Genomic DNA, 23,953 nt, shown 5'->3' on the forward strand with positions numbered 1-23,953 from the left:
GACACCGTGTGCCCGGCGGAGCCTGCTTGCTCCGCCGGGCGCGCGGCTGTGAGACTCCGGGGATGGAGACGTACGGGGGACGCCGGAACCAGGCCGAGCGGGATGCCATGACCGTGGAGGTCGGATACGCGCTGTGCAGTGCGCTGTTCGCGGCGGCGGTGCTGTTCGGTGCGGTGGCGGGGCCGGCGCTGCTGTTCGAACTGCCGGGCATCGTGGAGAAGTTGCTGGTGCGGGTCGGGCTCACGATCGCACCCGTGGTCTTCGCCGCCCGGGTGGTCAGCGTGCTGGTGCGTTTCCGGCGGGAGAGGCGTCAGCCCAGCCAGCCGGGCCGCACCAACCCCGACTCGTAGGCCAGCACCACCAGTTGGGCCCGGTCACGGGCGCCGAGTTTGATCATGGTGCGGCTGACGTGGGTCTTGGCGGTGAGGGGGCTGACGACCAGGCGGCGGGCGATCTCCTCGTTGGACAGGCCGATGCCGACCAGGGCCATCACCTCCCGTTCCCGCTCGGTGAGTTCGGCGAGGGCGCCCTCGGCCGCGGGCTCCTTGGAGCGGGCCGCGAACTCGGCGATGAGACGGCGGGTCACCCCCGGGGAGAGCAGCGCGTCACCGCCGACCACCGCCCTCACCGCGCGCAGGAGTTCCTCCGGTTCGGTGTCCTTGACCAGGAAGCCCGAGGCCCCGGAGCGGATCGCCTCGAAGACGTACTCGTCGAGTTCGAAGGTGGTGAGCATGACCACCTTCACGTTCCGCAGGGCGGTGTCCCCGGTGATGCGCCGGGTCGCGGCGAGACCGTCGAGCAGCGGCATCCGGATGTCCATCAGGACGATGTCCGGCCGCAGTTCGCGCACCTTGCGCACCGCCTCCTCACCGTCCGAGGCCTCCCCCGCCACCTCGATGTCCGGCTGCGCGTCGAGCAGCGCCCGGAAGCCGGCCCGCACAAGTGACTGGTCGTCGGCGAGCAGTACGCGGATCACCGGTGTTCCTCCTTGGCCTTCACTGTGAGCGGCAGTACGGCGAGCACCCGGAACCCTCCCCCGGGACGCGGGCCCGCCTCGATCGTGCCACCGAGGGCTGCGGCCCGCTCCCGCATGCCGGCCAGCCCGTTGCCGCTGCCACCCGCGTCGGTGCCGGTCGCGGGTCCGTCGTCCTCGATACGGAGCCGTAGCGCGTCCCCGTCGTGATCGAGCCGCACACGCGCGTGCCGCGATCCCGAGTGCCGTACGACATTGGTGAGCGCCTCCTGGACGACGCGGAAGGCGGCGAGGTCCGCGCCGGGCGGCAGGGTCGGCGCGGTTCCCTCCACGTCGACCGTGAGTCCCGCGTCCGCGGCCTGCGACACCAGCTCGGGCAGCCGGTCGAGGCCGGGTGCCGGGGCGCGCGGTGCGTCACCGGGCGTCCGCAGGGTGTCGAGCACCTGGCGCACTTCGCCGAGCGCCTCCTTACTGGCGGCCTTGATGGTGGTGAGGGCGGTGCGGGCCTGTTCGGGGTCGGTGTCGAGGAGGGCGAGGCCGACGCCGGCCTGGACGTTGATGACGGAGATGCTGTGCGCGAGGACGTCGTGGAGTTCGCGGGCGATCCGCAGCCGCTCCTCGTCGGCGCGGCGCTGTGCCGCGCGGGTGCGCTCGGCCCGGTCCCGGGCCCACTGTTCACGCCGGGTCCGGGCCAGCTCCGAGACGGCGACGATGGCGACGACCCAGGCGGCGATCACACCCTCCTGCCCCCAGGGGGCGGCCGGGTCGCCGGCCGGCGGCAGCCACCGGTAGAGCCAGTGGGCCACCAGGACGTGGCCTGCCCACAGCATCCCGAGCGCGCTCCAGGCGGCCTTGCGGTGCCCGGCCACGACGGCACTGAAGCAGGCGAGGGCCACGGTCAGGAACACGGGCCCGTACGGATATCCGGCGCCCAGGTAGAGCATCGCGGCGCCCGCGGTCCCGAACACGACGAGCACGGGCTGCCGATGCCGCCAGAGCAGCAGTCCCGAGCCGATCACCAGCAGTGAGCGAGCGAACAGATCGAGGGGGGCCCGCTCGACCTGCTGATGGGCCGCGTAGTTCGACCCCCCGAGCACGAAGAACGTGAGCAGCACCGTGGACGGCCACGGCCACCGGGCCTTGCGCCCGTCCCCCCGGGGCCCCCGCCACCACGAGGCCCCACGCCACCACCGCGCCGGACCTCCCCCGCGCCCGCCCACCTCACCATCCATGACAGCCACGCTAGACGTCCCCGCCCGGGCGGGCGTCCCCCGAGCGTGGCGATCACTCGTACTCCCGGGGAAGTACGACGGCGGCAGGGGCCGCACCCGACGGCACCGCGGGCGACACGCCGCCTGGCCTGCACGACCAGCGGCACATCCAGCGGAGCGCTACCGCAGCCCCACGCCCCGCCCCAACCCCCGCACCGCATGCCGGAAGAACGGCTCGCGTTCCTCCACGACCTGGTGGAACTGGCCGAAGAGTTCGAAGCCGACCAGGCCGAAGAGCTGGGCCCAGGCCGCCACCAGAGGCGCGGCCACCTCGGACGGCAGGTCGGGAGCGAGGTCGGCGGCGATGCGGGCGGACTCCGCCCGGAGGTCTTCGGGGACCGGGGCCAGCTCCGCGAGGCCGGGGCCCTGATGGGCGTCGCGCACGATGCCGATCAGGAGGAGGCCGACGCGTGCGGCGGGCGGGATCGTGGTCTGGGGTGCCGTGTAGCCGGGGACGGGGGAGCCGTAGATCAACGCGTACTCGTGCGGATGACCGAGCGCCCAGTGGCGCACCGCCTCGCACACCGTGACCCAGCGCTCCAACGGCCCTGCCCCGGCGACGGCCGCGTGCGCCCGTTCCGCGCTCTCCCCGAGGGAGTCGTAGGCGTCGATGATCAGCGCGGTGAGCAGGTCGTCGCGGCTCGGGAAGTAGCGGTACAGCGCCGAGGAGACCATGCCCAGCTCACGGGCCACGGCCCGCAGCGAGAGCTTCGCCGCGCCCTGCTCCGCGAGCTGCCGGCGCGCCTCGTCCTTGATGGCGGCAGTGACTTCGATCCGGGCGCGGGCCCGGGCTCCCTGTGCGGTGCTCATGCGGATCAGTGTTCCACAGAAGCAGAGCAGTGCACACATTCGAGAGCACCGCTCTTGCTTTGGAACGCCGATCCGTGCAGACTGGTCCCACCGAAAACGAGAGCACCGCTCTCTCGAACAATGGGGGTCCTCGTGTCCACGCACGTCCAGAAGCCCGGCTGGTTCACGGTCAACGTCTTCAACCGCATGGTGGCCTGGCTCACCCGCCGTGGCCTCAGCGTCTGGGGCTCCCGTGTCCTGGCGGTGCGCGGCCGCAAGAGCGGCGAGTGGCGGACCACCCCGGTGAACCTGCTGACGGTGGACGGCCGGCAGTACCTGGTGGCACCGCGCGGCCATGTCCAGTGGACGCACAACATGCGCGCGGCCGGCGGCGGCGAACTGCACCTCGGCAACCGCGTGGAGGCGTTCACCGCGACCGAGGTGGGCGACGACGACAAGGTCCCGCTTCTGCGCGCCTACCTCAAGCGCTGGAAGGCCGAGGTCGGCGTCTTCTTCAAGGGGGTCGGCCCCGACTCCTCCGACGCCGACCTGCGCCGCATCGCGCCCGACCACCCCGTCTTCCGCATCACGGTCAAGAGCTGACCTCCCCGCCTTCGGGGGCCCCGGCCGGACGCGGGTCCAGCGCGGCCAGCGCCCGCTGGGCCATCGGCCGGCCCCGGACCAGCTCGCCCAGCGAGGTCGAGCCCTGGGTGATCTCCCGGAACGCGTTCCACGCGGGCCGGAAGCCCGTCAGCGCCGCGTGGAACAGACCGGGACGGCGCTCGAACGCGGTCAGCAGCCGCTTGCCGACGCTCATCTCGACGCCCAGGCCCGCCTTGATCGCGAACGCGTAGTTCAGCGCCTGCCGCCGGGTGTCCACCGCGTCATGGGCCTCGGCGATCCGCACCGCCCACTCCCCCGCCAGCCGCCCGGAGCGCAGCGCGAAGGAGATTCCCTCGCGGGTCCACGGCTCAAGAAGCCCGGCCGCGTCACCGCACACCAGCACCCGCCCGCGCGAGAGCGGCGAGTCGTCGGCACGGCAGCGGGTCAAGTGGCCGGAGGAGATGCTGGGTTCGAACCCGGCGAGACCGAGCCGCCCGATGAAGTCCTCCAAGTACCGCTTGGTGGCGGCCCCTTCACCCCGCGCCGAGATCACCCCGACCGTCAGGGTGTCCCCCTTCGGGAAGACCCAGCCGTAACTGCCGGGCATCGGGCCCCAGTCGATGAGCACCCGCCCCTTCCAGTCCTCGGCGACGGTCTCCGGCACCGGGATCTCCGCCTCCAGGCCGAGGTCGACCTGGTCGAGCTTGACGCCGACATGCGCCCCTATCCGGCTGGCGCTGCCGTCGGCCCCGACGACCGCCCGCGCGAGCAGCGTCTCGCCGCCCTGGAGGACCACGGCGACCGTGCGCCGGTCCGGGACCGCCGAGCCGTGCTGCTCGACGCGCTGCACGGTGACGCCGGTGCGCAGCTCGGCGCCCGCCTTCTGGGCGTGCTCGACGAGCTGCTGGTCGAACTCGGGCCGGTTGATCAGCCCGAACAGCATCTGCTTGGAGCGCCGGGTCCGGGTGAAGCGGCCGTTGTTCGAGAAGGTGACCGCGTGCACCCGGTCCCGGAACGGCAGCTCGAAACCGGGCGGCAACGAGTCCCGCGAGGGACCGATGATCCCGCCGCCGCAGGTCTTGTACCGCGGCAGCTCGGCCTTCTCCAGCAACAGCACACGCCGTCCCGCGACCGCCGCCGCGTAGGCGGCCGAGGCCCCCGCGGGGCCCGCGCCCACCACGACGACGTCCCACACCCGCTGCGCGTCGTCCCGCACGCCGTCCGCCGAAGAGTCGTCCGCCGAAGTGCCGTCCGCCGAAGAGTTCTCGCTGCTCACGATGGTCTGCTGCTCCCGATCAAGCCGTTGCCGCACCTGTCTCCCGCATCCTACGGCGGGCCCGCCCACAGACCACTGTGGGAGGATCTACGGCACTCACAGCTACAACGTCGCACCCACAAGGAGCGTGCCCATGTCGTCGAATCCGGTCGCCGAGACCGTCGCCTCGCTGATGCCGAGGGCGCGGGCGGAGCTCACCGAACTGGTGGCGTTCAAGTCGGTGGCGGACTTCGACCAGTTCCCGAGGAGCGAGAGCGAGGCCGCCGCCCGCTGGATCACGGACGCCCTCACCGCCGAGGGGTTCCAGGACGTCGCGCTGCTCGACACCCCGGACGGCACCCAGTCGGTGTACGGCTACCTGCCCGGCCCCGCGGGCGCGAAGACCGTCCTCCTCTACGCCCACTACGACGTGCAGCCGCCGCTGGACGAGGCCGGCTGGACGACCCCGCCGTTCGAGCTGACCGAGCGCGACGGCCGCTGGTACGGGCGTGGAGCCGCCGACTGCAAGGGCGGTGTGATCATGCACCTGCTCGCGCTGCGCGCCCTCAAGGCCGACGGCGGGGTCCCGGTCCATGTGAAGTTCATCGCGGAGGGCTCGGAGGAGCAGGGCACCGGCGGCCTGGAGCGGTACGCCGAGCAGCACCCCGCGCTCCTGGAGGCGGACACCGTCGTCATCGGCGACGCGGGCAACTTCCGTGCTGGTCTGCCCACGGTCACCGCCACCCTGCGCGGCATGACCATGGTGCGCGTCCAGGTCGACACCCTGGAGGGCAACCTCCACTCGGGCCAGTTCGGCGGGGCCGCCCCCGACGCGCTGGCGGCGCTGATCCGCGTACTGGACTCGCTGCGCGCGAAGGACGGCTCGACGACGATCGACGGCCTGACGCCGGACGCGTCCTGGGACGGCCTCCAGTACGAGGAGGAGCAGTTCCGGGCGGACGCCAAGGTCCTGGACGGCGTCGAGCTGATCGGCGAGGGCACGGTCGCCGACCGCATCTGGGCCCGCCCCGCCGTGACGGTCCTCGGCATCGACTGCCCGCCGGTCGTCGGCGCCACCCCGTCCGTGCAGGCGAGCGCCCGCGCCCTGGTCAGCCTGCGGGTGCCGCCGGGCATCGACGCGGCCGAGGCGACCAAGCTGCTCCAGGCGCACCTGGAGACGCACACGCCGTGGGGCGCGCGCGTGCGTACCGAGCAGATCGGTCAGGGCCAGCCGTTCCGCGCGGACACCACCAGCCCGGCGTACGCGGCGATGGCCGACGCGATGGCGGTGGCCTACCCGGGCCAGGAGATGCAGTACGCCGGCCAGGGCGGCTCCATCCCGCTCTGCAACACCCTCGCGTCGCTCTACCCGCACGCCGAGATCCTCCTCATCGGCCTGAGCGAGCCGGAGGCCCAGATCCACGCGGTGAACGAGAGCGTGTCCCCGGAGGAGCTGGAGCGTCTGTCGGTGGCGGAGGCCCTGTTCCTGCGCAACTACGCGGCGAGCTGATCCGACGGCTCTGCTGCTCTGCTGTCGCCAGAAGGCCCTCGTCCACGGACGGGGGCCTTTCTACGATCCTCTGGCGCGACGGCGACGAATCGACCCTGATCGACGCGGGCCCGCCGGGTTCCGCCGACTCGATCGCCGCCTGCGAGGTGAAGTTCCGGGTCCGGCCCCGGTGTTCGAGGACTGGGAGCGCCCTCCGCACGCGGAGGCTCTACGGCACTTGCCGCGGGGCGGGTTCGAGCGGCCGGCGCAGGTCGCGGAGCTGTCCGCGGGCGATCTGCTCGACGTCGGCGGCGGCGCGCGGGTCCTTCACATCCCCGGCCACACGCCCGGCAGCATGGCGCTCCATCTCCCCGCCGACGGGGTGCTGTTCACCGGAAACACGGTGGCCACCGCCCCGGTGGACGGCAAGGTGATACCCGGGGTGTTCAACGTCGACCGGGCCCGAACCCCGCGCTCCTTCGAGAAGTTGGCGGCTCTCGGTGCCCTCATCACCTGCTGCGGCCACGGAGGACCGATCATGGGGTCATGGTCTTCCCCGCGCGCCTCGGCAGCCACGCCGACACCGCCACCACCCTCGCCCTCCTGAGCGACCGCGGCCTCGCGGAACTCGTGGCGTCCGGCACGCCTGCCGGTGACGGAATCGGCGGACGGACGACGTCGGTGGAGGTGGACGGCGTGCGGGTGTTCGTGAAGCGGGTGCCGCTCACCGACACCGAACTCCACCCCGACCACGTCCGCTCCACCGCGAACCTCTTCGACCTGCCGGCCCATTGCCACTACGGCATCGGCGCGATCGGCAGCCCGGGCTTCGGTGCCTGGCGCGAGCTTGCCGTGCACGAGATGACGACGAACTGGGTGCGCGCCGGCCGCTTCCAGGGATTCCCGCTGCTCCACCACTGGCGGGTCCTGCCCGAGGCACAGCAGTCGCTTCCCAAGGAACTCGCCGACGTGGAGCGGGCCGTGGCCTACTGGGGCGGCGGCCGTGAACGCATCGAGGCCCTGCGCACCGCGTCCAAGAGCCTGGCGCTGTTCCTGGAGTACCAGCCGCACACCCTCCACGACTGGTTCCACGACCAGCTTCGCTCAGCTGACGCCGACTCGGCCTGTGCCCTCGTGGAACAAGGCCTCGAAGCCGTTACCGACTTCCTCCAGAAGCAGCAACTCGTCCACTTCGACGCCCACTTCCGCAACATCCTCACCGACGGACACCAGCTCTACCTGACCGACTACGGGCTCGCCCTGTCCGGCCGCTTCGAACTCACCCCGCCTGAACGCGACTTCCACGACCGCCACCACCACTACGACCGCGCCTACGCCCTCGCTTACCTGGTCCACTGGCTGGTCGTCGACCAGTACGGCCTCGCCCGGGACGAGCGTGAGGACTTCATCCGCGCCTGCGCAGACGGCCGGCGCCCCGAGGGAATCCCCGGGGCCGCCGCCGAGCTCATCTCACGCCATGCCCGACTCGCGGTCGTGGTCGGTGACTTCAACCGCCGACTGGAACAGGAGAGCAGACACACCCCCTACCCTCACGACGAGGTCGACGCGCTGTCCCCCGGAACCGTCAGCGCCGGATCGAGCACGATGTCCTCACCCCGCGCCTCGACGCTCGGCTCCTCCGGGAAGTGACACGCCGTCAGGTGGTCCGCGGCGTTGCCCGCCAGCCGCACCAGCGGCGGCTCCTCCGTCGCGCACCGCTCCTGCGCCTTCCAGCACCGGGTCCGGAAGCGGCAGCCGGACGGCGGATCGACCGGTGAGGGCACGTCCCCGGCGAGCCGGATGCGCTCGCGCCGCCGGGTGCCGTCCGGGTCGGCCTCGGGAACGGCGGACAGCAGGGCGTGGGTGTAGGGGTGCCGGGGACGGGTGTACAGCGTCTGCCGGTCCGCGACCTCGACGATCTTGCCGAGATACATCACCGCGACCCGCTCGCAGAAGTGCCGTACGACGGCGAGGTCGTGGGCGATGAAGACGAACGCGATGCCGAACTCCCGCTGGAGGTCCTGGAGCAGGTTCACGATCTGCGCCTGGATCGAGACGTCGAGCGCCGAGACCGGTTCGTCGGCCACGATGAGCTTCGGCCGCAGGGCGAGCGCGCGGGCGATCCCGATGCGCTGGCGCTGGCCCCCGGAGAACTCGTTCGGGTAGCGGTTGTAGTGCTCGGGGCTGAGGCCGACCGTCTCCAGGAGTTCCTGGGCGCGTTTCTTGTGGCCCTGCGGCGGGTTGATGCCGTTGAGCCGCATCGGGGTCTCGACGATCGTGCCGACCGTGTGCCGGGGGTTCAGCGAGGAGTACGGGTCCTGGAAGATCATCTGGAGGTTCCGGCGGGACTCCTTCATCCGGTTCTCCGTGGTGTGGGTGATGTCCTCGCCGTCGAACACCACCTTTCCGGACGTGGGTTCCAGCAGCCGGGTGACCAGGCGGCCCGTGGTCGACTTGCCGCACCCGGACTCGCCGACCAGGCCGAGCGACTGCCCGGCGCCGACCGTGAAGTCGATGCCGTCGACGGCGTGCACGGCTCCGATCTGCCGCTGGAAGACGATGCCGTGGCGGATCGGGAAGTGCTTGGTGAGGCCGGTGACTTCGAGCAGGGCCTCCCCGGCAGCGGGCTGGGTGGTGCTCACGGGCTGCTCCTGTCGGTCCGCCGCGGTCACTGCGCGGCCCCCGCGGCCGTACGGACGCGGATCTCTTGCCTGGTCTCCGGGGTGAGGTGGCAGGCGGCGAGGTGCCGGCCCGTGCCGGGGACGGCCACCAGTTCGGGCCGCTCCACCGCGCAACGGCCCTCGGGGACCCAGCCCTTGAAGGTGCAGCGGGGGTGGAAGGCGCAGCCGGCGGGCGGGTTGATGAGGCTCGGCGGGGACCCGGCGATCGGGTTCAGCCGCCGCTCGACGTCTCCGGTGATCTGCGGCATCGACTCCAACAGACCCCAGGTGTAGGGGTGCTGGGGCTCCTTGAGCACGTCGTGCACGGTGCCGTACTCGATGCGGCGGCCGCCGTACATCACCAGGATGTCGTCGGCGATGTCGGCCACCACACCGAGGTCGTGGGTGATGAGGATGACCGCGGAGCCGAACTCCTCCTGGAGATCGCGGATCAGGTCGAGGATCTGCGCCTGCACGGTGACGTCCAGGGCGGTGGTCGGCTCGTCGGCGATGAGCAGTTGGGGGTCGCAGACCAGCGCCATGGCGATCATCGCGCGCTGGCGCATGCCACCGGAGAACTGGTGCGGGTAGTCCCGCACCCGACGTTCGGGCTGCGGGATGCCGACCCGCTTCAGCATCTCCACCGCGCGGTCCCGGGCCTCCTTCTTCGAGACCTTGTGGTGGACCCGGTAGGCCTCGGCGATCTGCGCGCCGACGGTGAAGTAGGGGTGCAGGGCGGACAGCGGGTCCTGGAAGATCATGGAGACGGTACGGCCGCGCAGTGCGCGCATGTCGCGCTCGGGCAGGGAGACCAACTCCCGTCCGTCCAGCCGGATCTCGCCCGAGACCTCGGCACGCGTGCCCTTGTGCAGCCCGAGCAGGGCCAGCGAGGTGACCGACTTCCCCGAGCCGGACTCGCCGACGATGCCGAGGGTGCTGCCCTTCTCCAGGGTGAAGGAGACGCCGTCGACGGACTTGACGATCCCGTCCTCGGTCGGGAAGTGCACCCGCAGGTCCCGAACGTCGAGGAAGGGGGCGGCCGCGGGATCGACGTCCGCCGGTTGTGGTGAGGTCAGGAGGGACACGGGAGTTCCTTGCTGCGGTGAGGGGCTCAGGCGAGGCGGACACGCGGGTCGACGAGGCCGTAGACCACGTCGACGACCACGTTGGCGAGCACGACGAAGGTGGCCGCGAAGAGCGTGGTGCCGAGGATGACCGGCAGGTCGGAGTTCTGCACCGAGTCGACCGCGAGCTTGCCGATGCCGTTGATGCCGAACACCGACTCGGTGATGACCGCGGAGCCGCCGATCAGCGAGCCGACGTCCATGCCGAAGATGGTGATGATCGGGGTGATCGCGGCCCGCAGGCCGTGCTTGAGGACGACCCTGCCATTGGACAGGCCCTTGGCCCGGGCGGTGCGCATGTAGTCCTCGGCGAAGACCTCCAGCATGGAGGAGCGGGTGAGCCGGGTGTACAGGGCGAGGTAGACGATGACGAGGGTGGCCCACGGCAGGATCAGGCCCTGGAACCAGGCGCTCGGGTCCTGGGTGATCGGGGTGTAACCAGAGGCGGGCAGGATCTGCCACTTGTCGACGAACAGGTAGAGCAGCAGCAGGCCCACGAAGTAGATCTGCACGGAGACACCCAGCAGGGCGAGTCCGACGGCCGCCTTGTCGGCCGCCCTGCCCCGGCGGACCGCGGCGAGGGTGCCGAGGCCGACGCCGAGGATCAGGAAGAACACCGCGGCCCCGAGACCCAGCGACAGGTCCGCGGGGAAGTCGCCCAGCAGGGTGCTGAGGACGGGGGTGTCGGTCTGGAAGGAGATCCCGAGGCAGGGCGCGTCGCAGTGCACGCGCACGCTCTGGTCGCCGAAGTCCCGGCCGGCGAAGAGCCCCTTGAAGAACTCCCAGAACTGGGTCAGGAAGCTCTGGTCGAGCCCGAGCGAATGCTTGATCTCGGCCAGCCGGGAGGGCGAGCAGGTCTTCCCGCAGGCCAGGAGCGCGGGGTCGGACGGCAGTGCGAAGAAGATGACGAAGGTGATCACGGTGATCACCAGCAGGATCGCGGCCGCTGCCAGCAGGCGCCGGATGAGGTAACGAAGCATGTCGTGCTGGGCCCTGACGTGAGAGGGGGTGTGCCCGCCGGCCGGGGCCGCCGGCGGGCATGGGAGGGAAGCGTCAGCTCTTGTCGATCAGGTCGTGGCGGTCAGCTCTTGACGTACGCGTGGACCAGGCTCGGCTCGGCGAGGATGGGGTCCGAGATGACCCCGCCGACCTTGGAGCCCGCCAGTTCGCTGAAGTTCATGTACATCAGCGGGACCACGGCGGCGTCCTTCATGATCTGCTGGTCCAGGGCGCCGTAGGCGGCGTCGGCCTGCTTGATGTCGGTCATCTTGGCGATCTTGTCGATCTGCGCGTTGACCGCGGGGTCGTTGAGGTACGACAGGTCCTGGTTGGACTGCGGCAGCTTCGCGATCTGCCGTCCGTCGAACAGCACGGGCAGCACCGTGGAGGCGTTCGGCCAGTCCGCGATCCAGTCGCCCCACGTGAGGTCGTACTGGTTCTTCACGTTGTCGATGGTGCTGAAGTAGTTCGCCGCGTCGATCGGCGTGATGTTGACCGTGATGCCGATCTTGCCCAGCGAGGTCTTCACGGCGTCGGCGAAGTGCTCCTCGGTGGTGGTGTTCTCCACCGCCAGCGACATGGTGAGCTTGGGGTTGCCGGCCTGCTTCATCAGCGCCGTGGCCTTGGCCAGGTCACCGGCGGGGTTGGTGCTGTAGAGGTTGAACTTCTGGTAGCCGCCGATGCCGGGGCTGAGCATCGTGCTCGCGTAGCCGCCGTACGCCTTGCCGCCGAACGCGCCGCGCACGGTGGTCTTGTCGATCGCGTCCTCGATGGCCTGACGGACCTTCAGGTCCTTGACCCGGGTGGTGTTGATCGCGAGGTAGTTGATGCCCGGGGCCGGGATGTTGTAGAGGCGCGACTTCAGGGACGGGTCGCCGGCGATCGTCGTCAGGTCGGAGCCCGCGATCGGCCACTGCATGATCGAGGTCTGGGCGGTTCCGGCGTCGGACTTGATCTGCTGGTCGATCGCCGACTGGTCCTGGCCGAGCTTGACGTCGATCTCGTTGACGTTCTGCTGCCGGATCGGGTCGGTCGACTGCTTCCAGTGGGTGTTCTTGGCCAGGACGAGTTCCTTGTTCTTGGTGTACGACTTGATCATGTACGGCCCGTCGGACCAGACGTGCGTGTCGTACGTGGAGCCGGTGTCGTGGGCCTTGGGCACCGCGGACCAGCCGGGCATGGCGGTCGCCTGGTTGAAGTCGGTGACGGGCTGGTCGAGATGGAACACGATCGTGGACGCGTCCGGCGTCTGGATGGAGGCGAGCTCCTTGCCCGAGTAGGGGCCCTTGTAGGAGGAGCCGCCGACCAGCCACTGACTGGCGTACGGCGGGCCGCCGTTGATGTCGGGCGAGAAGAACCGCTCGACGCCGTACTTGACGTCCTGGGACGTGACCGCCTTGCCGTCCTGCCAGGTGACTCCCTTGCGCAGATGGAACGTCCACACCGTGTCGTTCGCGCTGGGCGTTCCGGTGTCGGTGGCCAGGTCGCCGACGAGTTTCGGCTGGGAGCCGGTCTCGTCCCAGCCGGTCAGGGTGCGCACGAGTTCCTGGTCCATGCTCGAACCCTCGGTCGTGTAGACGCGCTGGGGGTCGAGGTGGTCGAAGTCGGCGTGGTCGAGGACGGTCAGCGTGCCGCCCTTGGTCGGGGAGCCGCTCCCGGTGGTGCTGGAGGAGCCCCCGCATCCGGTGGCCCCCAGGGCGATCGCCACGGCGGTGGCCGCGAGCGCGATCGAGCGCCTTCTGCGCGTCATGAGGTAACACTCCGTTCTTCTACGGCTCGGCGACGGCGGCTCAAGTGGGGCCGCTCGCGCCGGTGTTGGGGGGGACCGCGTCAGCCGCGTGCCGCGCGGGGATCCAGGGCGTCCCGGACGCCGTCGCCGAGGAGGTTCAGCGCCAGGACGAGAATCAGCAGCAGGACTCCGGGGACGAACAGGTACATGGGGTCCTGGAGGAAGAACTGCGAGGCGTCCGAGAGCAGCGCCCCCCAGTCCGGGTTGGGCGGGATGACACCCACGCCGAGGTAGGACAGGGCCGCCTCGGTGGTGATGTTCTGCGGGACGGCCAGGGCGAAGGAGATCAGGACCGGCGCCCACAGGTTCGGCAGCAGCTGCCGGAACAGGATGTGCCACCGGCCGGCACTCATGATGCGTGCCGCGTCGACGAACTCCCGCTCCCGCAGCGACAGGACCTGTCCGCGCACCAGCCGGGCGGTGTAGGCCCAGGCGAACACCGCGATGTTGAGGACGAGGACCAGCAGCCGGAGGTTCTCGTCGGTGCCGCCGTGGCTGTCGGTCTGCATCGCGTTCTGGATGACCGGGGTCAGCGCGATGATGAACAGCAGCTGCGGGAAGGCCAGCATCACGTCCATGATCCGCGACAGCACGGAGTCCACCCAGCCGCCGGAGTACCCCGCCGCGAGACCGGCCACGACCCCGACGACGGTCGACAGCACGGCGGAGGCGAAGCCGACGAGCAGCGAGGTGCGCAGGCCGTAGACGATCCGGGCGAACAGGTCGTAGCCCGTGCCCGGTTCGACCCCGAGGAGGTGGGTGAGGCCGATGCCGCCCAGCGATCCGCGCGGGAAGTTGCCGGTGTCCGGGTCGATCGCCCTGCCGTCGGGGGTGATCGGCCCCCAGCCGGTGATCGCCGTCAGGACCGGGGCCAGCAGCGCGATCAGGATGAAGAGCACCGTGATCACGAACGCGGCCGTGGTGATCTTGTCCCGTCTGATGCGCCGCCAGGCCATCCGCGCGGGCGAACGCCCGGTGATGACCGTGCCGTCGCCCCGCGGGTCCGGCGACGGGCCGCCGGCTCGCGGGGTGCCGGTGTCGGCGGGCATCGGCTGCTGTTGCGTCGTCATCGTGCGGACGTCCCGGGTATGTGCTGGGGCTGGCGCGGCGTTTTCGCCGTCGCCGGCGGACAGGGTCTCGACATGGGGCTGTTCCCTGAAGGAAAGGCTTCGGTCGCCGGCCGTTGTCGGCGCCGTGAGGCTGAGCGGACTGTCGCAACACGCCGAGAGACCGGTCAAGGCGGAAAATGACCGAAAAGGGGATTGTTTGCGCTCGTTGCCAAGAGTTGGTGAAGGCGAGAAGTTTCGTTAGCTCTGACATGGAGGTAGCGCGACGATTCCCTTGGCGGGTTCTCGCACTCCGCTTGCCTGACTCGAACGTGCCCGGAACATGACGAGGCCCCGTCGGCAGTCGAGCCGACGGGGCCTCCCCGCACATCAACCGACCGGAATCCCAGCCTCCAGATACAGCGCGGCCCCGCGCTCCCTGGCCCGCAGCGCCCACCGCAGCCGCTCGTAGCGCACCGGTGGCAGCAGATCGGCCGCCTCCTCCTCACTGGCGAAACACCAGCCCCGCAGTTCGGGGCCGGGCAGCAGCACCGCCCCGGCCCGGACGGAGTCGAGCCGGCCGCCGTCGAAGAGGAGGCGCAGTCCGCCGTATCCGGGAGGCACGGGGGGTTCCCAGTCGACGACGAGGAGGCGGGGGACGTCGTCGAGGCGGATGCCGGTCTCCTCGGCCACCTCGCGCATCCCGGCCCGCCCGGGCGCCTCGCCGGGCTCGACGACACCGCCGGGGAACTCCCAGCCGGCCTTGTAGGTGGGGTCGACGAGCAGCACCCGGTCCTGCTCGTCGAAGAGGAGGACCCCGGCCGCCACGGTCTCGGAGGTGGGCTCCGGGGTCTGCACGATGTCGCACGCGGGGACCGTCCCGGCGCCGAGGTCCTCGGCGATGCGGGCGGCCGTCTCGTACGGTGTGAGCGCGCTGGTGTCGATCAGGTGGGCGTCGGCGCCGAGCCAGGAGGCGAGGGCGGCCCGGTAGGGCTCGATGTGGTCGTACGCCCAGTGCCCCTGCCCCGCCCCGGCGGGCGGAAGGGTCGGCGGGGTCTCCCGCCCGGCTATTCGTTCACGCAGGATCGTTTCCGCCGGAGCGAGGAGAACATGCCGGACACTGATCCGGCGCGCGGCGAGCCCGCCGAAGATCTCGTCGCGGTACTCCTGGCGCAGCAGGGTCATGGGGACGACCAGGGTCCCGCCGAGCTCGGCGAGCATCGCGGCCGCCGTGTCGATCACCAGTCGTCGCCAGATCGGCAGGTCCTGGACGTCACCGACCTCGGCGAGGTGTTTGGGCGGCAGGAGACGCACGACCGCCGCGCCGATGTCCTCGGGGTCGAAGAGCGTGCTGTTCGGGATCAGTTCGATCAGTTCCCGTGCGGTGGTGGTCTTCCCCGCACCGAACGCGCCGTTGATCCAGACGATCACGGACTCCCCCTCTTCTGTTTGGCCCCCTGAGGCTTGCCCGTTCCACCCTGCCACGGAAACCAGCCGCAGATGAGGGCACACGAAAGCGGCACCGGCCCCCTCAGGACGAGGGGGCCGGTGCCGCGGCCCGCGCGGCCCTCGTCAGTCGTTCTGCCCGAGCGCGGACTGGTCCAGGCCGTCCAGGCTGTCGCTGGCGACCGTGTGGTCGAGGGTGCTGAGGGTCTTGTCGACGTCGATGTGGTCGAGGTCCTCGCCCAGGGCGTGCGAGGGAGTGACCGCCGCGACGACGAAGCCGGTGGCGAGGGAGGCGATGGCGAGCATGCTGCGCTTCTTCATGGGCTGATCAACGGCACCGCCCGGATCGAGTCACGCTGCCGTACGCCGTGCGACTCCCTTCCACCACACTCCAACGCGTCCTGACCCTGCGCGACCCGTGGCGGCACCGGAGCTACAGCACCGCGGGCTCCAGCTCGGCCACGTCCCCGCGCACGGCACGGTTCTCCTACGGGTGTCCGCCGACCGCGGGTGGCGCAGAACCCGCCCGTCGTCGAACTCGGCCTGGACGGCGTCCTGTTGGTCCTGGCGGGTCTCCGTACGGCTGTCCGGCCCCGAGGACTGGGCCCTGAAGGCGACGTCGCCGACCTCCGCCACCGTCCTGTCCACGGGCCGTTCGCTGCGCACGAGTTGGCCGGTCACCGCTCCCCAGGGGACGCCGACGGGGAGAGCCCCGCGTGCGACGGTCATCCGATCACCATCGGTGGAGTGGTGTACGCCAGGCACGGTCGCCTTCGAGGTGTGGGCGGACGGCACCAAGGTGGCGTCCACCGGCGTCCTGACCAACGCCATGCCGGCCCAGCCGCTCACCGCGGACGTCACCGGCGCCCGGCTGGTCCGGCTGGTCGTCACCGACGGCGGCGACGGCGGCGACGGCATCGACTCGGACCACGCCGACCGGGGGGACGCGCGGTTGAGCTGCTGAGAGCCGCCGTACCCACTGGGCAGCCGGGGCCGCCTCCGGAGCCGGCCGCCAAGTGAACGTTTCTCCGGGCCTGTTGTCAGATCACCGCGGCCGTGTCGGGCCGCTTCGCCAGCGCCGCCGCGGCCGCCCCGACCAGCCCGGCGTCCGTGCCCATCTGCGCGGGCACGATCGTCAGGCGCTGGACGAAGGACAGGGTCGCGTAGTCGCCCAGCGCCTTGCGCAGCGGCTCGAACAGGACGTCGCCCGCCTTGCCGACACCGCCGCCGATGACCGCGATGTCGATCTCCACGAGCGTCGCGGTCGCCGCGATGCCGGCGGCCAGCGCCTGGGCCGCCCGCGCGAAGGAGGCCACGGCGACCGGGTCGCCGCGCCGGGCCGCGTCGGCCACCGCGGCGGCGGAGGTGTCGCCGTCGGGGCCGGGTCGCCAGCCGTTGTCCAGCGCGCGCCGGGCGATGTTCGGGCCGCTGGCTATGCGCTCCACACAGCCGCGCGCACCGCACGGGCACGGGTCGCCGTCGAGTTCGACGCTGATGTGACCGATGTGACCGGCGTTGCCGGTGGGCCCGGCGTGCAGCTGGCCGTTCAGCACCAGCCCGCCGCCGACGCCGGTCGACACGACCATGCACAGCGCGTTCTCGTGCCCGCGCGCGGCCCCCTGCCAGTGCTCCGCCGCCGTGATGGCCACACCGTCGCCGATCAGCTCCACGGGGAGCCCGCCGACTGCCTCCTGGACCCTGCGGACCAGCGGGAAGTCGCGCCACCCCGGCACGTTCACCGGGCTCACGGTGCCGGTGGAGGCGTCCACCGGGCCCGCGCTGCCGATGCCGAGGGCGCCCGCGCGCCCCCACAGCGGCGAGTCGGTGAGCTCGCCGAGGGTCTCCTCGACGGCGCGCATCACGCTCTCGCCGTCCTCCTGCGCGGGCGTGGCGCGCTGGGCGCGGAGCAGGATCCGGCCGTGGCCGTCCACCAGCGCTCCGGCGATCTTGGTGCCGCCGATGTCGAGCGCAGCCACGAGGTCGGTGTGCATCAGTGTCAGTTCTCCCCGGTCAGCCTTGAGGAATGGACAGGCCGGTCTCGCGGTGGGGGCGCCGGCCGACAGATTGCGGTGGACAGTGTCTCCCGCATCTGACAACGTTGTCCAGGCTCTATGCTCGACGCCACATCCTCATACAAAATCATGGACCGCCGCACCCCCGTCGACCACAGGACAGGACGTCGTATCGTGCCCGAGACCCACAGCCGAGCGGACCGCCTCGCCACGACCCGGTACGGCAACCGTCCGACCATGAAGGACGTGGCCGCGCGAGCCGGCGTCGGGCTCAAGACGGTCTCACGCGTGGTCAACGGCGAACCGGGGGTCACACCCGAGACGGAACACCGGGTCCGGGAGGCCATCGAGGCCCTCGGCTTCCGCCGCAACGACAGCGCGCGTGTGCTGCGCAAGGGCCGTACCGCCAGCATCGGCCTGGTCCTGGAGGACCTCGCCGACCCCTTCTACGGCCCGCTCAGCCGCGCGGTCGAGGAGGTCGCCCGGGCCAACGGCGCCCTGCTCATCAACGGCTCCAGCGCCGAGGACCCGGAGCGCGAGCAGGAGCTGGTGCTGGCCCTGTGCGCCCGGCGCGTGGACGGCCTGGTGGTCATCCCGGCCGGTGACGACCACCGTTATCTGGAGCCGGAGCTCAAGGCGGGCGTCGCCACGGTGTTCGTGGACCGTCCGGCGGGCCGGATCGACGCCGACGTGGTGCTCTCCGACAACTTCGGCGGTGCCCGCGACGCCGTGGCCCACCTCATCGCCCACGGCCACCGGCGGATCGGCTTCATCGGCGACATGCCCCGCATCCACACCGCCGCCGAGCGGCTGCGCGGGTACCGGGCCGCCATGGAGGACGCCGGCATCGAGGTGGCAGACGCCTGGACGTCGCTGGGCGTCACCGACCCGCAGCGGGTGCGCCGGGCGGCCGAGGACATGCTCTCCGGCCCCTCCCCCGTCACCGCGATCTTCACCGGCAACAACCGGGTGACGGTGACCGTGATCCGGGTCCTCGCCGAACACACCCGCCGGGTCGCCCTCGTCGGCTTCGACGACATCGAACTCGCCGATCTGCTCCAGCCGGGTGTCACGGTCGTCGCCCAGGACGCGGCGACGCTGGGACGTACCGCCGCCGAGCGGCTGTTCCGGCAGCTGGACGGCACGCTGCTGACACCGGAGCGGATCGAGCTGCCGACCCGACTGATCACCCGCGGCTCGGGCGAGCTGCCGCCGGCGGACTGAGCCGGCCATGCAGGACCGCACCCTGGAGGCACTCGGCCTGGCCGAGGCACCGCGCGATCACCCGCTGATCTATCCCGGCGCCTGGCCGGCGGACTCCGCGCTGCTCGACGGCGACCGGCTGGTACCCCTGAATGGTCCGCTGCCCGGTGACCGGCGGTGGCAGGAGGACCGTACGCCCGTCCTCGCGATCGGCTCCAACGCCAGTCCGGGCCAACTGCGGCACAAGATGCGCGAGTTCGGGATCACCTCGCCGATCCCGATGGTCAAGGCACGGGTGACCGGCGTCGACGTGGGCGTCTCCGCGCACGTCAGCCGCATGGGCTATGTGTCCGCGTCGCCCTTCGAAGCACCGGGCACGGTACGGGAGTTGTTCGTCCTCTGGCTGGACGCCGAACAGCTCGCGGTCGTCGACGCGAGCGAGGGGGTGCCGCTGCCGCACGGCAACTACGGGCGCGCCTGGCTGCCCGCGCCCGAGGTGCGGGTCGAACTGCCCGGCGGCGTGACACTGCCGGGCGTCCACTCGTACGTCAACCGCCACGGCGTCCTGCACGACGGCACCGGCGCCCCGCGCACCCACCCCGGCCAGCGGGAACTGCTGACCGAACTCCTCGTGGGATCGGCCCGGTTGCGGGCGCTGTTCGGGGTCACCCCGGAGGAGTTCGTGGCACGGGCCCGCGCCGACCGGCTGCTGTGCGAGGCGGGGACCCGGCTGTTCGCCGACGAGAAGCGGGTGACGGAGTCCGGTCTTGAGCGGTATGTGACGCCTCAGCAGACCGGGAGCCCGGGCACCGGTTCGTCGTTGTTCCCGCCCTTGATGTAGACGTCGCTGACGTAGACGCCGGTGTTGCCGCTGTCGTCGTCGGTCTTGGCCCACCAGACGTTGGTCCACTGGCCGGAGGTCTCGCGGCGGCCCAGGTTCGACTGGCAGAAGAAATAGTTGGTGCCCGCGCCCAGGACACCGGCCTCGGCGCCGGAGGCGGTGTACGACTTGGCGGTCTTCCAGACGGTGCAGTTGTACTTGCCGCCGCCGATGGCGGTGCAGGCCGGGGCGGGTGCCGGGGTGCTGGGGTCGCCGTCCCCGGTCGTACCGCCGTCTCCGGAGCCGCTGCCGCCCGCGTCGCCACCACCGCCGCCGGTTTTCGCCGTGGAGGACGCGGAGGCACGGCTCGTGGGCTTGGCGCTGCCGTCCTCGCCCGGCGTCTCCTTCGCGCTCGGGGTCTTCTTGGCCTCGCCGTCCGTCAGCGCGGCGCTGCCTGAAGGGTCGTCCTCGGTGCGCACCGAAGGGGAGGAGGTGGCCGGCTCACTCGTGCCGGACGCGATGGGCCGGGCGTCCGCTTCGGCCTTGCCCGAGTTGTTCATCAGGGCGACGGACGTGCCGGCCACCGCGAGAACGGCCGCGACGGCCGCGGCGACGAGCAGGGCGCGTCGGTTGCGACGGGGCGTGGTGGACGGGTCCATCGGGGTCGTGTCCCGGGACATCCCGTAGCCGGGTGGAACCGAAGGTGCGGGCGAGCCGTGCGGCAGACCGCCGGGTTGGGAGGGAGCGCCGCCTTGAGAGGGTGCGCCGCCTTGAGAGGGAGCGCCGCCTTGAGAGGGAGCGCCGAAGCTCTGCGCCGGGGGGCCGACCTGCCCGGCGGCATCGTCCTGAGAAGCGGCCCCCACCCACCACGGCGCCGGGGGGCCGTCCTGCCCGGGGGTTGCGGGCCCAGACGCCGCCGCGGGCCCGGTCTGCCGCGCGGGTGCCTCTCTGGTCCCCGGCGTTTCGCGAGCACCCGGACCCTGGGCCGGCCCACCCCCCTGGGCCGCACCCGGCCCGGACGGCTCCGCAGCGGCCTCGGACTGCCCCGCAGCACCCCGCAAGGTCGTCGTGTCACTGTCCGCCCCGATGCCGGCCCCGGCCCCGTCGGCCACGGCCTGCAGCAGCAGGCGTGCCTCCTCGGCTCCCGGACGGGCCTTGGGCCGCTTGTCCAGCAGACGCTGGAGAACGGGAGCGAGGGGGCCGGCCCGGTGGGACTCGGGGAGCGGTTCGCCGACGATCGCGGTGAGCGTGGAGAACGTCGAGGTACGGCGGAACGGCGAGGCTCCCTCGACGGCCGCGTACAGCGTGGCACCGAGGGCCCACACGTCGGAGGCCGGTCCCGGATCGGCCCCCTGGGCGCGCTCGGGGGCCATGTAGTCCAGGGAGCCGACGAGATGGCCGGTGCGGGTGAGGTTCGTGGCCGAGCCGTCGCCCGGGTCCTCCATGGTGGCGATGCCGAAGTCGGTCAACAGCACGCGGCCCGAGCGGTCGAGCAGGATGTTGCCGGGCTTGACGTCCCGGTGCAGTACTCCGGCCTCGTGGGCCGCGGCCAGCGCGTCCATGACCTTGGCGCCGATGCCGGCCGCCTCCCGCGGGTCGAGAGTGCCCTGCTCGCGCAGCACCTGGTCCAGGGAGGGGCCCTCGACCAGCTCCATGACGATCAGGGGGCGCCCGTCGACCTCGGCCACGTCGTGCACCGCGACGACGCCGGGATGGCGGACCCGCGCGGCCGCCCGGGCCTCACGCTGCATCCGCAGCCGCAAATCCGCGAGTTCGGGGCCGTCGGCGTCGGTGTAGGTGCGCAGTTCCTTGACGGCGACCTCGCGGCCCAGGACCTCGTCGACGGCCCGCCAGACCACACCCATGCCGCCGCGCCCGAGCTGGGCCACGACCCGATAACGCCCGGCCAGCAGGCGACCGGCCTCGTCCTGGCCCTTTTCGTTGGTCTCCCCCGAAGACACCGCTGCCCCGTTCCTGTGACACGTCAATGCGTGCGGTACAGACTACGGGGCAGGAGTGACAACTCCAGTGGGTGGTTGCGACTGTGACAGGGCCGCTACGTCTCCCTCGCCTTCGTGGAGACTATTTCGTGGAGACGGTCAGATCACCGCGCCGGGGCGCGTTGTAGCCCTCCAGGTCGGCCCGGGTCAGCCCGGTCAGCCGAGCGACCTCGCCGATGTCGAGGGCACCGCAGTCGAGCCCGCGCAGCAGATAGCCGCTGAGCGCCTTGGCCGTCGCCGGCTCGTCCATGACGTCGCCGCCGGCCCGGTTGGCGTACCGGGTGAGGCGGCTCGCGGCCTGTTCGAAGCCCTCGCGGTAGAAGGCGAACACGGCCGCGTAGCGGGTGGGGAGGTGGCCGGGGTGCATGTCCCAGCCCTGGTAGTAGGCGCGGGCCAGGGCCCGGCGCGTGAGGCCGTAGTGCAGCCGCCAGGCGTCGTGGACCTTCGCCGTCGGGCCGACCGGCAGGACGTTCGTGGAGCCGTCCGAGACCCGTACGCCGGTGCCCGCGGCCGCGACCTGCATGATCGCCTTGGCGTGGTCGGCGGCGGGGTGGTCGCTGGCCTGGTGGGCGGCGGACACGCCGAGGCAGGCGCTGTAGTCGAAGGTGCCGTAGTGCAGTCCGGTGGCGCGGCCCTCGGCGGCCTGGATCATCCGGGCGACGGTGGCGGTGCCGTCGGTGGCGAGGATGGACTGGCTGGTCTCGATCTGGATCTCGAAGCCGAGCCGGCCCGGGTCCAGTCCGTGCGCCTTCTCGAAGGCCTCCAGGAGCCGGACGAACGCGGTGACCTGCTCGGCGTAGGTCACCTTCGGCAGGGTCAGCACCAGTCCCTCGGGCAGGCCGCCCGCCGCCATCAGACCGGTCAGAAAGATGTCGAGGGTCCGAATGCCCCGGTCCCGGACGGCCGCTTCCATGCACTTCATGCGGATGCCCATGTACGGCGCCGCCGTGCCGTTGCGGTACGCCTCGGCGATCAGCCGGGCCGCGCGGGCCGCCGTCTCGTCCTCCTCGGCGTCCGGGCGCGGGCCGTAGCCGTCCTCGAAGTCGACGCGCAGGTCCTCGATCGGCTCGCGCTCCAGCTTGGCGCGCACACGCGCGTGGACGGGTTCGGCGAGTTCGTCGGAGAGCCCGAGGACGGCGGCGAGGGACGCGGCGTCCGGCGCGTGCTCGTCGAGGGCCGCGAGGGCCTTGTCGCCCCAGGAGCGGACGGTGTCGGCGGCGAAGGCGTCACCGGGGACGTAGACGGTGTGCACGGGCTGGCGGGTGCCGGGGTCGCCGGGGTAGCGGCGCTCCAGTTCGGCGTCGACCGGCGCGAGGGAGGCGCTGATCTCCTCGCTGACGGCACCCGCGAGGCTCGTCGCCACCTGCTCCTGCTGGCCCTGGCCCATCCCACACCCTCCAGTTTTCCGCTCTACGGAATCAACAATCCGTAGAGCGAAGTTATCCGCGAAGCTTCCCGACGGTCAACACCCCGTCCACAGCATGAGCCACCGCGTTCATTCGAGATGCCGAGAACCCCTACGCCCTCTACCGCACTCCGGTTCCACCATTCATCCTGTCCCGTCGGGAGGGAACTACATGTCGGACACCCACAGAATGACGCGTCGTATGGGCCTGAGAACCGTCGTGGCCGCCGCCGTCACCGTGCCGCTGATGGGCACGCTGCCGGCCTCCGCCGCCAAGCCGTCCCACCGCCGACTCGATGTCATGACGTTCAATCTGCGCTTCGCCAGCACCTCCGAACCCAACAGCTGGGCCGCCCGCCGCCCGGTGATGCGCCGCCTGCTGCGCCGGGAGGCCCCCACCCTGATCGGCACCCAGGAAGGCCTCTACCAGCAGCTGCGCGACATCCACGCCGACCTCGGACCGCACTACGACTGGATCGGCACCGGCCGTGAGGGCGGCAGCCACGACGAGTCCACGGCGGTCTTCTACGACACCCGGCGCCTGGCCCCCGTCGAGCACGACACGCTCTGGCTCTCCGACACGCCCAGGGTGATCGGCTCGAACACCTGGGGCGGCGCGCTCCCCCGGATCGTCACCTGGGTCCGCTTCCGCGACCGGGCCTCAGGCGGACGGGAGTTCTACGTCCTCAACACCCACTTCGACCATGTGGGCCAGTACGCGCGCGAGCGCTCCGCGCGGTTCCTCGGCCAGACGATCGCCGGGTTCGACCGGACGTTACCGGTCGTGGTGACCGGCGACTTCAACGCCGAGGCCCACGACAACCGGGCCTACGACATCCTGCTCGCCACGGGACTCGTCGACACCTGGGACGCGGCCGCCGAGCGCAGCAAGCTGTACGCCACCTTCCACGGCTACAGACCCCTCACCCCGGACGGCGACCGCATCGACTGGATCCTCACCACGCCCGGGATCACCGTCCACCGGGCCGCCGTCAACACCTTCTCGCTGAACGGGCAGTTCCCGAGCGACCACCTGCCCGTGCAGGCCACCGTGACCCTGGGATGAGCC

General features: G+C 71.5%; 22 protein-coding genes and 1 pseudogene. 9 read left to right on the plus strand and 14 right to left on the minus strand.

The annotated features are described in order from the left end of the window. Nucleotides 1-62: 62 nt before the first annotated feature. A complete protein-coding gene (locus tag ACFYZ8_RS17345; protein WP_388530595.1) occupies nucleotides 63-350 on the plus strand; it encodes a DUF6332 family protein in 288 nt (95 codons plus the stop codon). Here the strand turns inward: ACFYZ8_RS17345 and ACFYZ8_RS17350 are convergent. The 3 genes from ACFYZ8_RS17350 to ACFYZ8_RS17360 form a co-directional block, all read right to left on the minus strand. Next, on the minus strand, nucleotides 311-976 hold the full coding sequence (locus ACFYZ8_RS17350; protein ID WP_388530592.1) for a response regulator: 666 nt from the start codon (nucleotides 974-976) through the stop codon (nucleotides 311-313). The two genes, ACFYZ8_RS17345 and ACFYZ8_RS17350, sit on opposite strands and share 40 nt — an antisense overlap. Further along, on the minus strand, nucleotides 973-2,205 hold the full coding sequence (locus tag ACFYZ8_RS17355) for a sensor histidine kinase (RefSeq protein ID WP_388530589.1): 1,233 nt from the start codon (nucleotides 2,203-2,205) through the stop codon (nucleotides 973-975). Before ACFYZ8_RS17355 ends, ACFYZ8_RS17350 begins: the two co-directional genes overlap by 4 nt. Nucleotides 2,206-2,364: 159 nt before the next feature. After that, nucleotides 2,365-3,054, minus strand: a complete 690-nt coding sequence (locus tag ACFYZ8_RS17360) for a TetR/AcrR family transcriptional regulator (RefSeq protein ID WP_388530586.1) — start codon at nucleotides 3,052-3,054, stop codon at nucleotides 2,365-2,367. A gap of 132 nt (nucleotides 3,055-3,186) precedes the next feature. Here ACFYZ8_RS17360 and ACFYZ8_RS17365 point away from each other — a divergent pair, with 132 nt between their 5' ends. Beyond that, on the plus strand, nucleotides 3,187-3,636 hold the full coding sequence (locus ACFYZ8_RS17365) for a nitroreductase family deazaflavin-dependent oxidoreductase (protein WP_359028352.1): 450 nt from the start codon (nucleotides 3,187-3,189) through the stop codon (nucleotides 3,634-3,636). On the opposite strand, the gene ACFYZ8_RS17370 is transcribed toward ACFYZ8_RS17365, so the two are convergent. Next, the gene (locus ACFYZ8_RS17370; RefSeq protein ID WP_388530583.1) at nucleotides 3,626-4,912 is read right to left on the minus strand and encodes a geranylgeranyl reductase family protein; all 1,287 of its coding nucleotides are present in this window, start codon (nucleotides 4,910-4,912) and stop codon (nucleotides 3,626-3,628) included. The two genes, ACFYZ8_RS17365 and ACFYZ8_RS17370, sit on opposite strands and share 11 nt — an antisense overlap. Before the next feature lie 133 nt (nucleotides 4,913-5,045). Between ACFYZ8_RS17370 and ACFYZ8_RS17375 the strand changes: the two genes are divergently transcribed. From ACFYZ8_RS17375 to ACFYZ8_RS17385, 3 genes are all read left to right on the plus strand, one after another. After that, a complete protein-coding gene (locus ACFYZ8_RS17375) occupies nucleotides 5,046-6,401 on the plus strand; it encodes a dipeptidase (RefSeq protein WP_388530580.1) in 1,356 nt (451 codons plus the stop codon). A gap of 169 nt (nucleotides 6,402-6,570) precedes the next feature. Continuing rightward, nucleotides 6,571-6,987: an MBL fold metallo-hydrolase gene (locus ACFYZ8_RS17380; RefSeq protein WP_388530577.1), complete on the plus strand. Its 417-nt coding sequence runs from the start codon at nucleotides 6,571-6,573 to the stop codon at nucleotides 6,985-6,987. Continuing rightward, nucleotides 6,927-8,030 (plus strand): protein kinase family protein, encoded by a 1,104-nt coding sequence (locus ACFYZ8_RS17385; RefSeq protein ID WP_388530574.1) that lies wholly within the window; start codon nucleotides 6,927-6,929, stop codon nucleotides 8,028-8,030. The genes ACFYZ8_RS17380 and ACFYZ8_RS17385 overlap by 61 nt, the downstream gene beginning before the upstream one ends. Here ACFYZ8_RS17385 and ACFYZ8_RS17390 read toward each other — a convergent pair. From ACFYZ8_RS17390 to ACFYZ8_RS17420, 7 genes are all read right to left on the minus strand, one after another. Next, complete coding sequence (locus ACFYZ8_RS17390; RefSeq protein WP_388530571.1) at nucleotides 7,931-9,052, minus strand: ABC transporter ATP-binding protein; 1,122 nt, start codon at nucleotides 9,050-9,052, stop codon at nucleotides 7,931-7,933. The genes ACFYZ8_RS17385 and ACFYZ8_RS17390 overlap by 100 nt on opposite strands. After that, nucleotides 9,049-10,125 (minus strand): ABC transporter ATP-binding protein, encoded by a 1,077-nt coding sequence (locus tag ACFYZ8_RS17395; RefSeq protein ID WP_388530568.1) that lies wholly within the window; start codon nucleotides 10,123-10,125, stop codon nucleotides 9,049-9,051. Before ACFYZ8_RS17395 ends, ACFYZ8_RS17390 begins: the two co-directional genes overlap by 4 nt. Before the next feature lie 26 nt (nucleotides 10,126-10,151). Next, nucleotides 10,152-11,144 (minus strand): ABC transporter permease, encoded by a 993-nt coding sequence (locus ACFYZ8_RS17400; protein WP_359028348.1) that lies wholly within the window; start codon nucleotides 11,142-11,144, stop codon nucleotides 10,152-10,154. A gap of 101 nt (nucleotides 11,145-11,245) precedes the next feature. Beyond that, nucleotides 11,246-12,913, minus strand: a complete 1,668-nt coding sequence (locus tag ACFYZ8_RS17405; RefSeq protein WP_388530564.1) for an ABC transporter substrate-binding protein — start codon at nucleotides 12,911-12,913, stop codon at nucleotides 11,246-11,248. Nucleotides 12,914-12,993: 80 nt separating this feature from the next. Then, a complete protein-coding gene (locus ACFYZ8_RS17410; RefSeq protein WP_388530561.1) occupies nucleotides 12,994-14,022 on the minus strand; it encodes an ABC transporter permease in 1,029 nt (342 codons plus the stop codon). A 366-nt stretch (nucleotides 14,023-14,388) separates the two neighbouring features. Then, nucleotides 14,389-15,429, minus strand: coding sequence for an NUDIX domain-containing protein (locus tag ACFYZ8_RS17415; RefSeq protein WP_388530558.1), 1,041 nt, complete (start codon nucleotides 15,427-15,429; stop codon nucleotides 14,389-14,391). A gap of 141 nt (nucleotides 15,430-15,570) precedes the next feature. After that, nucleotides 15,571-15,765: a hypothetical protein gene (locus tag ACFYZ8_RS17420; RefSeq protein WP_359028344.1), complete on the minus strand. Its 195-nt coding sequence runs from the start codon at nucleotides 15,763-15,765 to the stop codon at nucleotides 15,571-15,573. A gap of 32 nt (nucleotides 15,766-15,797) precedes the next feature. Between ACFYZ8_RS17420 and ACFYZ8_RS17425 the strand changes: the two are divergent. Next, nucleotides 15,798-16,408: pseudogene (locus tag ACFYZ8_RS17425) on the plus strand (NPCBM/NEW2 domain-containing protein); the annotation flags it as partial. Nucleotides 16,409-16,484: 76 nt separating this feature from the next. Here the strand turns inward: ACFYZ8_RS17425 and ACFYZ8_RS17430 are convergent. Next, nucleotides 16,485-17,435 (minus strand): ROK family protein, encoded by a 951-nt coding sequence (locus ACFYZ8_RS17430; RefSeq protein ID WP_388530555.1) that lies wholly within the window; start codon nucleotides 17,433-17,435, stop codon nucleotides 16,485-16,487. 195 nt (nucleotides 17,436-17,630) lie between these two features. Between ACFYZ8_RS17430 and ACFYZ8_RS17435 the strand changes: the two genes are divergently transcribed. Continuing rightward, nucleotides 17,631-18,680, plus strand: a complete 1,050-nt coding sequence (locus ACFYZ8_RS17435; protein WP_388530552.1) for a LacI family DNA-binding transcriptional regulator — start codon at nucleotides 17,631-17,633, stop codon at nucleotides 18,678-18,680. Between the two features lie 7 nt (nucleotides 18,681-18,687). After that, nucleotides 18,688-19,500, plus strand: coding sequence for a hypothetical protein (locus ACFYZ8_RS17440; protein ID WP_388530549.1), 813 nt, complete (start codon nucleotides 18,688-18,690; stop codon nucleotides 19,498-19,500). On the opposite strand, the gene ACFYZ8_RS17445 is transcribed toward ACFYZ8_RS17440, so the two are convergent. Both ACFYZ8_RS17445 and ACFYZ8_RS17450 read right to left on the minus strand, forming a co-directional pair. Beyond that, nucleotides 19,446-21,440: a protein kinase gene (locus ACFYZ8_RS17445; RefSeq protein WP_388530546.1), complete on the minus strand. Its 1,995-nt coding sequence runs from the start codon at nucleotides 21,438-21,440 to the stop codon at nucleotides 19,446-19,448. The genes ACFYZ8_RS17440 and ACFYZ8_RS17445 overlap by 55 nt on opposite strands. 121 nt (nucleotides 21,441-21,561) lie before the next feature. After that, nucleotides 21,562-22,866, minus strand: a complete 1,305-nt coding sequence (locus ACFYZ8_RS17450) for a DUF6986 family protein (RefSeq protein ID WP_388530543.1) — start codon at nucleotides 22,864-22,866, stop codon at nucleotides 21,562-21,564. A 190-nt stretch (nucleotides 22,867-23,056) separates the two neighbouring features. On the opposite strand from ACFYZ8_RS17450, the gene ACFYZ8_RS17455 reads away from it, so the two are divergent. Continuing rightward, a complete protein-coding gene (locus ACFYZ8_RS17455) occupies nucleotides 23,057-23,950 on the plus strand; it encodes an endonuclease/exonuclease/phosphatase family protein (RefSeq protein WP_359028337.1) in 894 nt (297 codons plus the stop codon). The last annotated feature ends 3 nt before the right edge of the window (nucleotides 23,951-23,953 follow it).

Origin of the sequence: Streptomyces sp. NPDC001668 (assembly GCF_042893155.1) — a bacterium.
Lineage (GTDB): Bacteria > Actinomycetota > Actinomycetes > Streptomycetales > Streptomycetaceae > Streptomyces.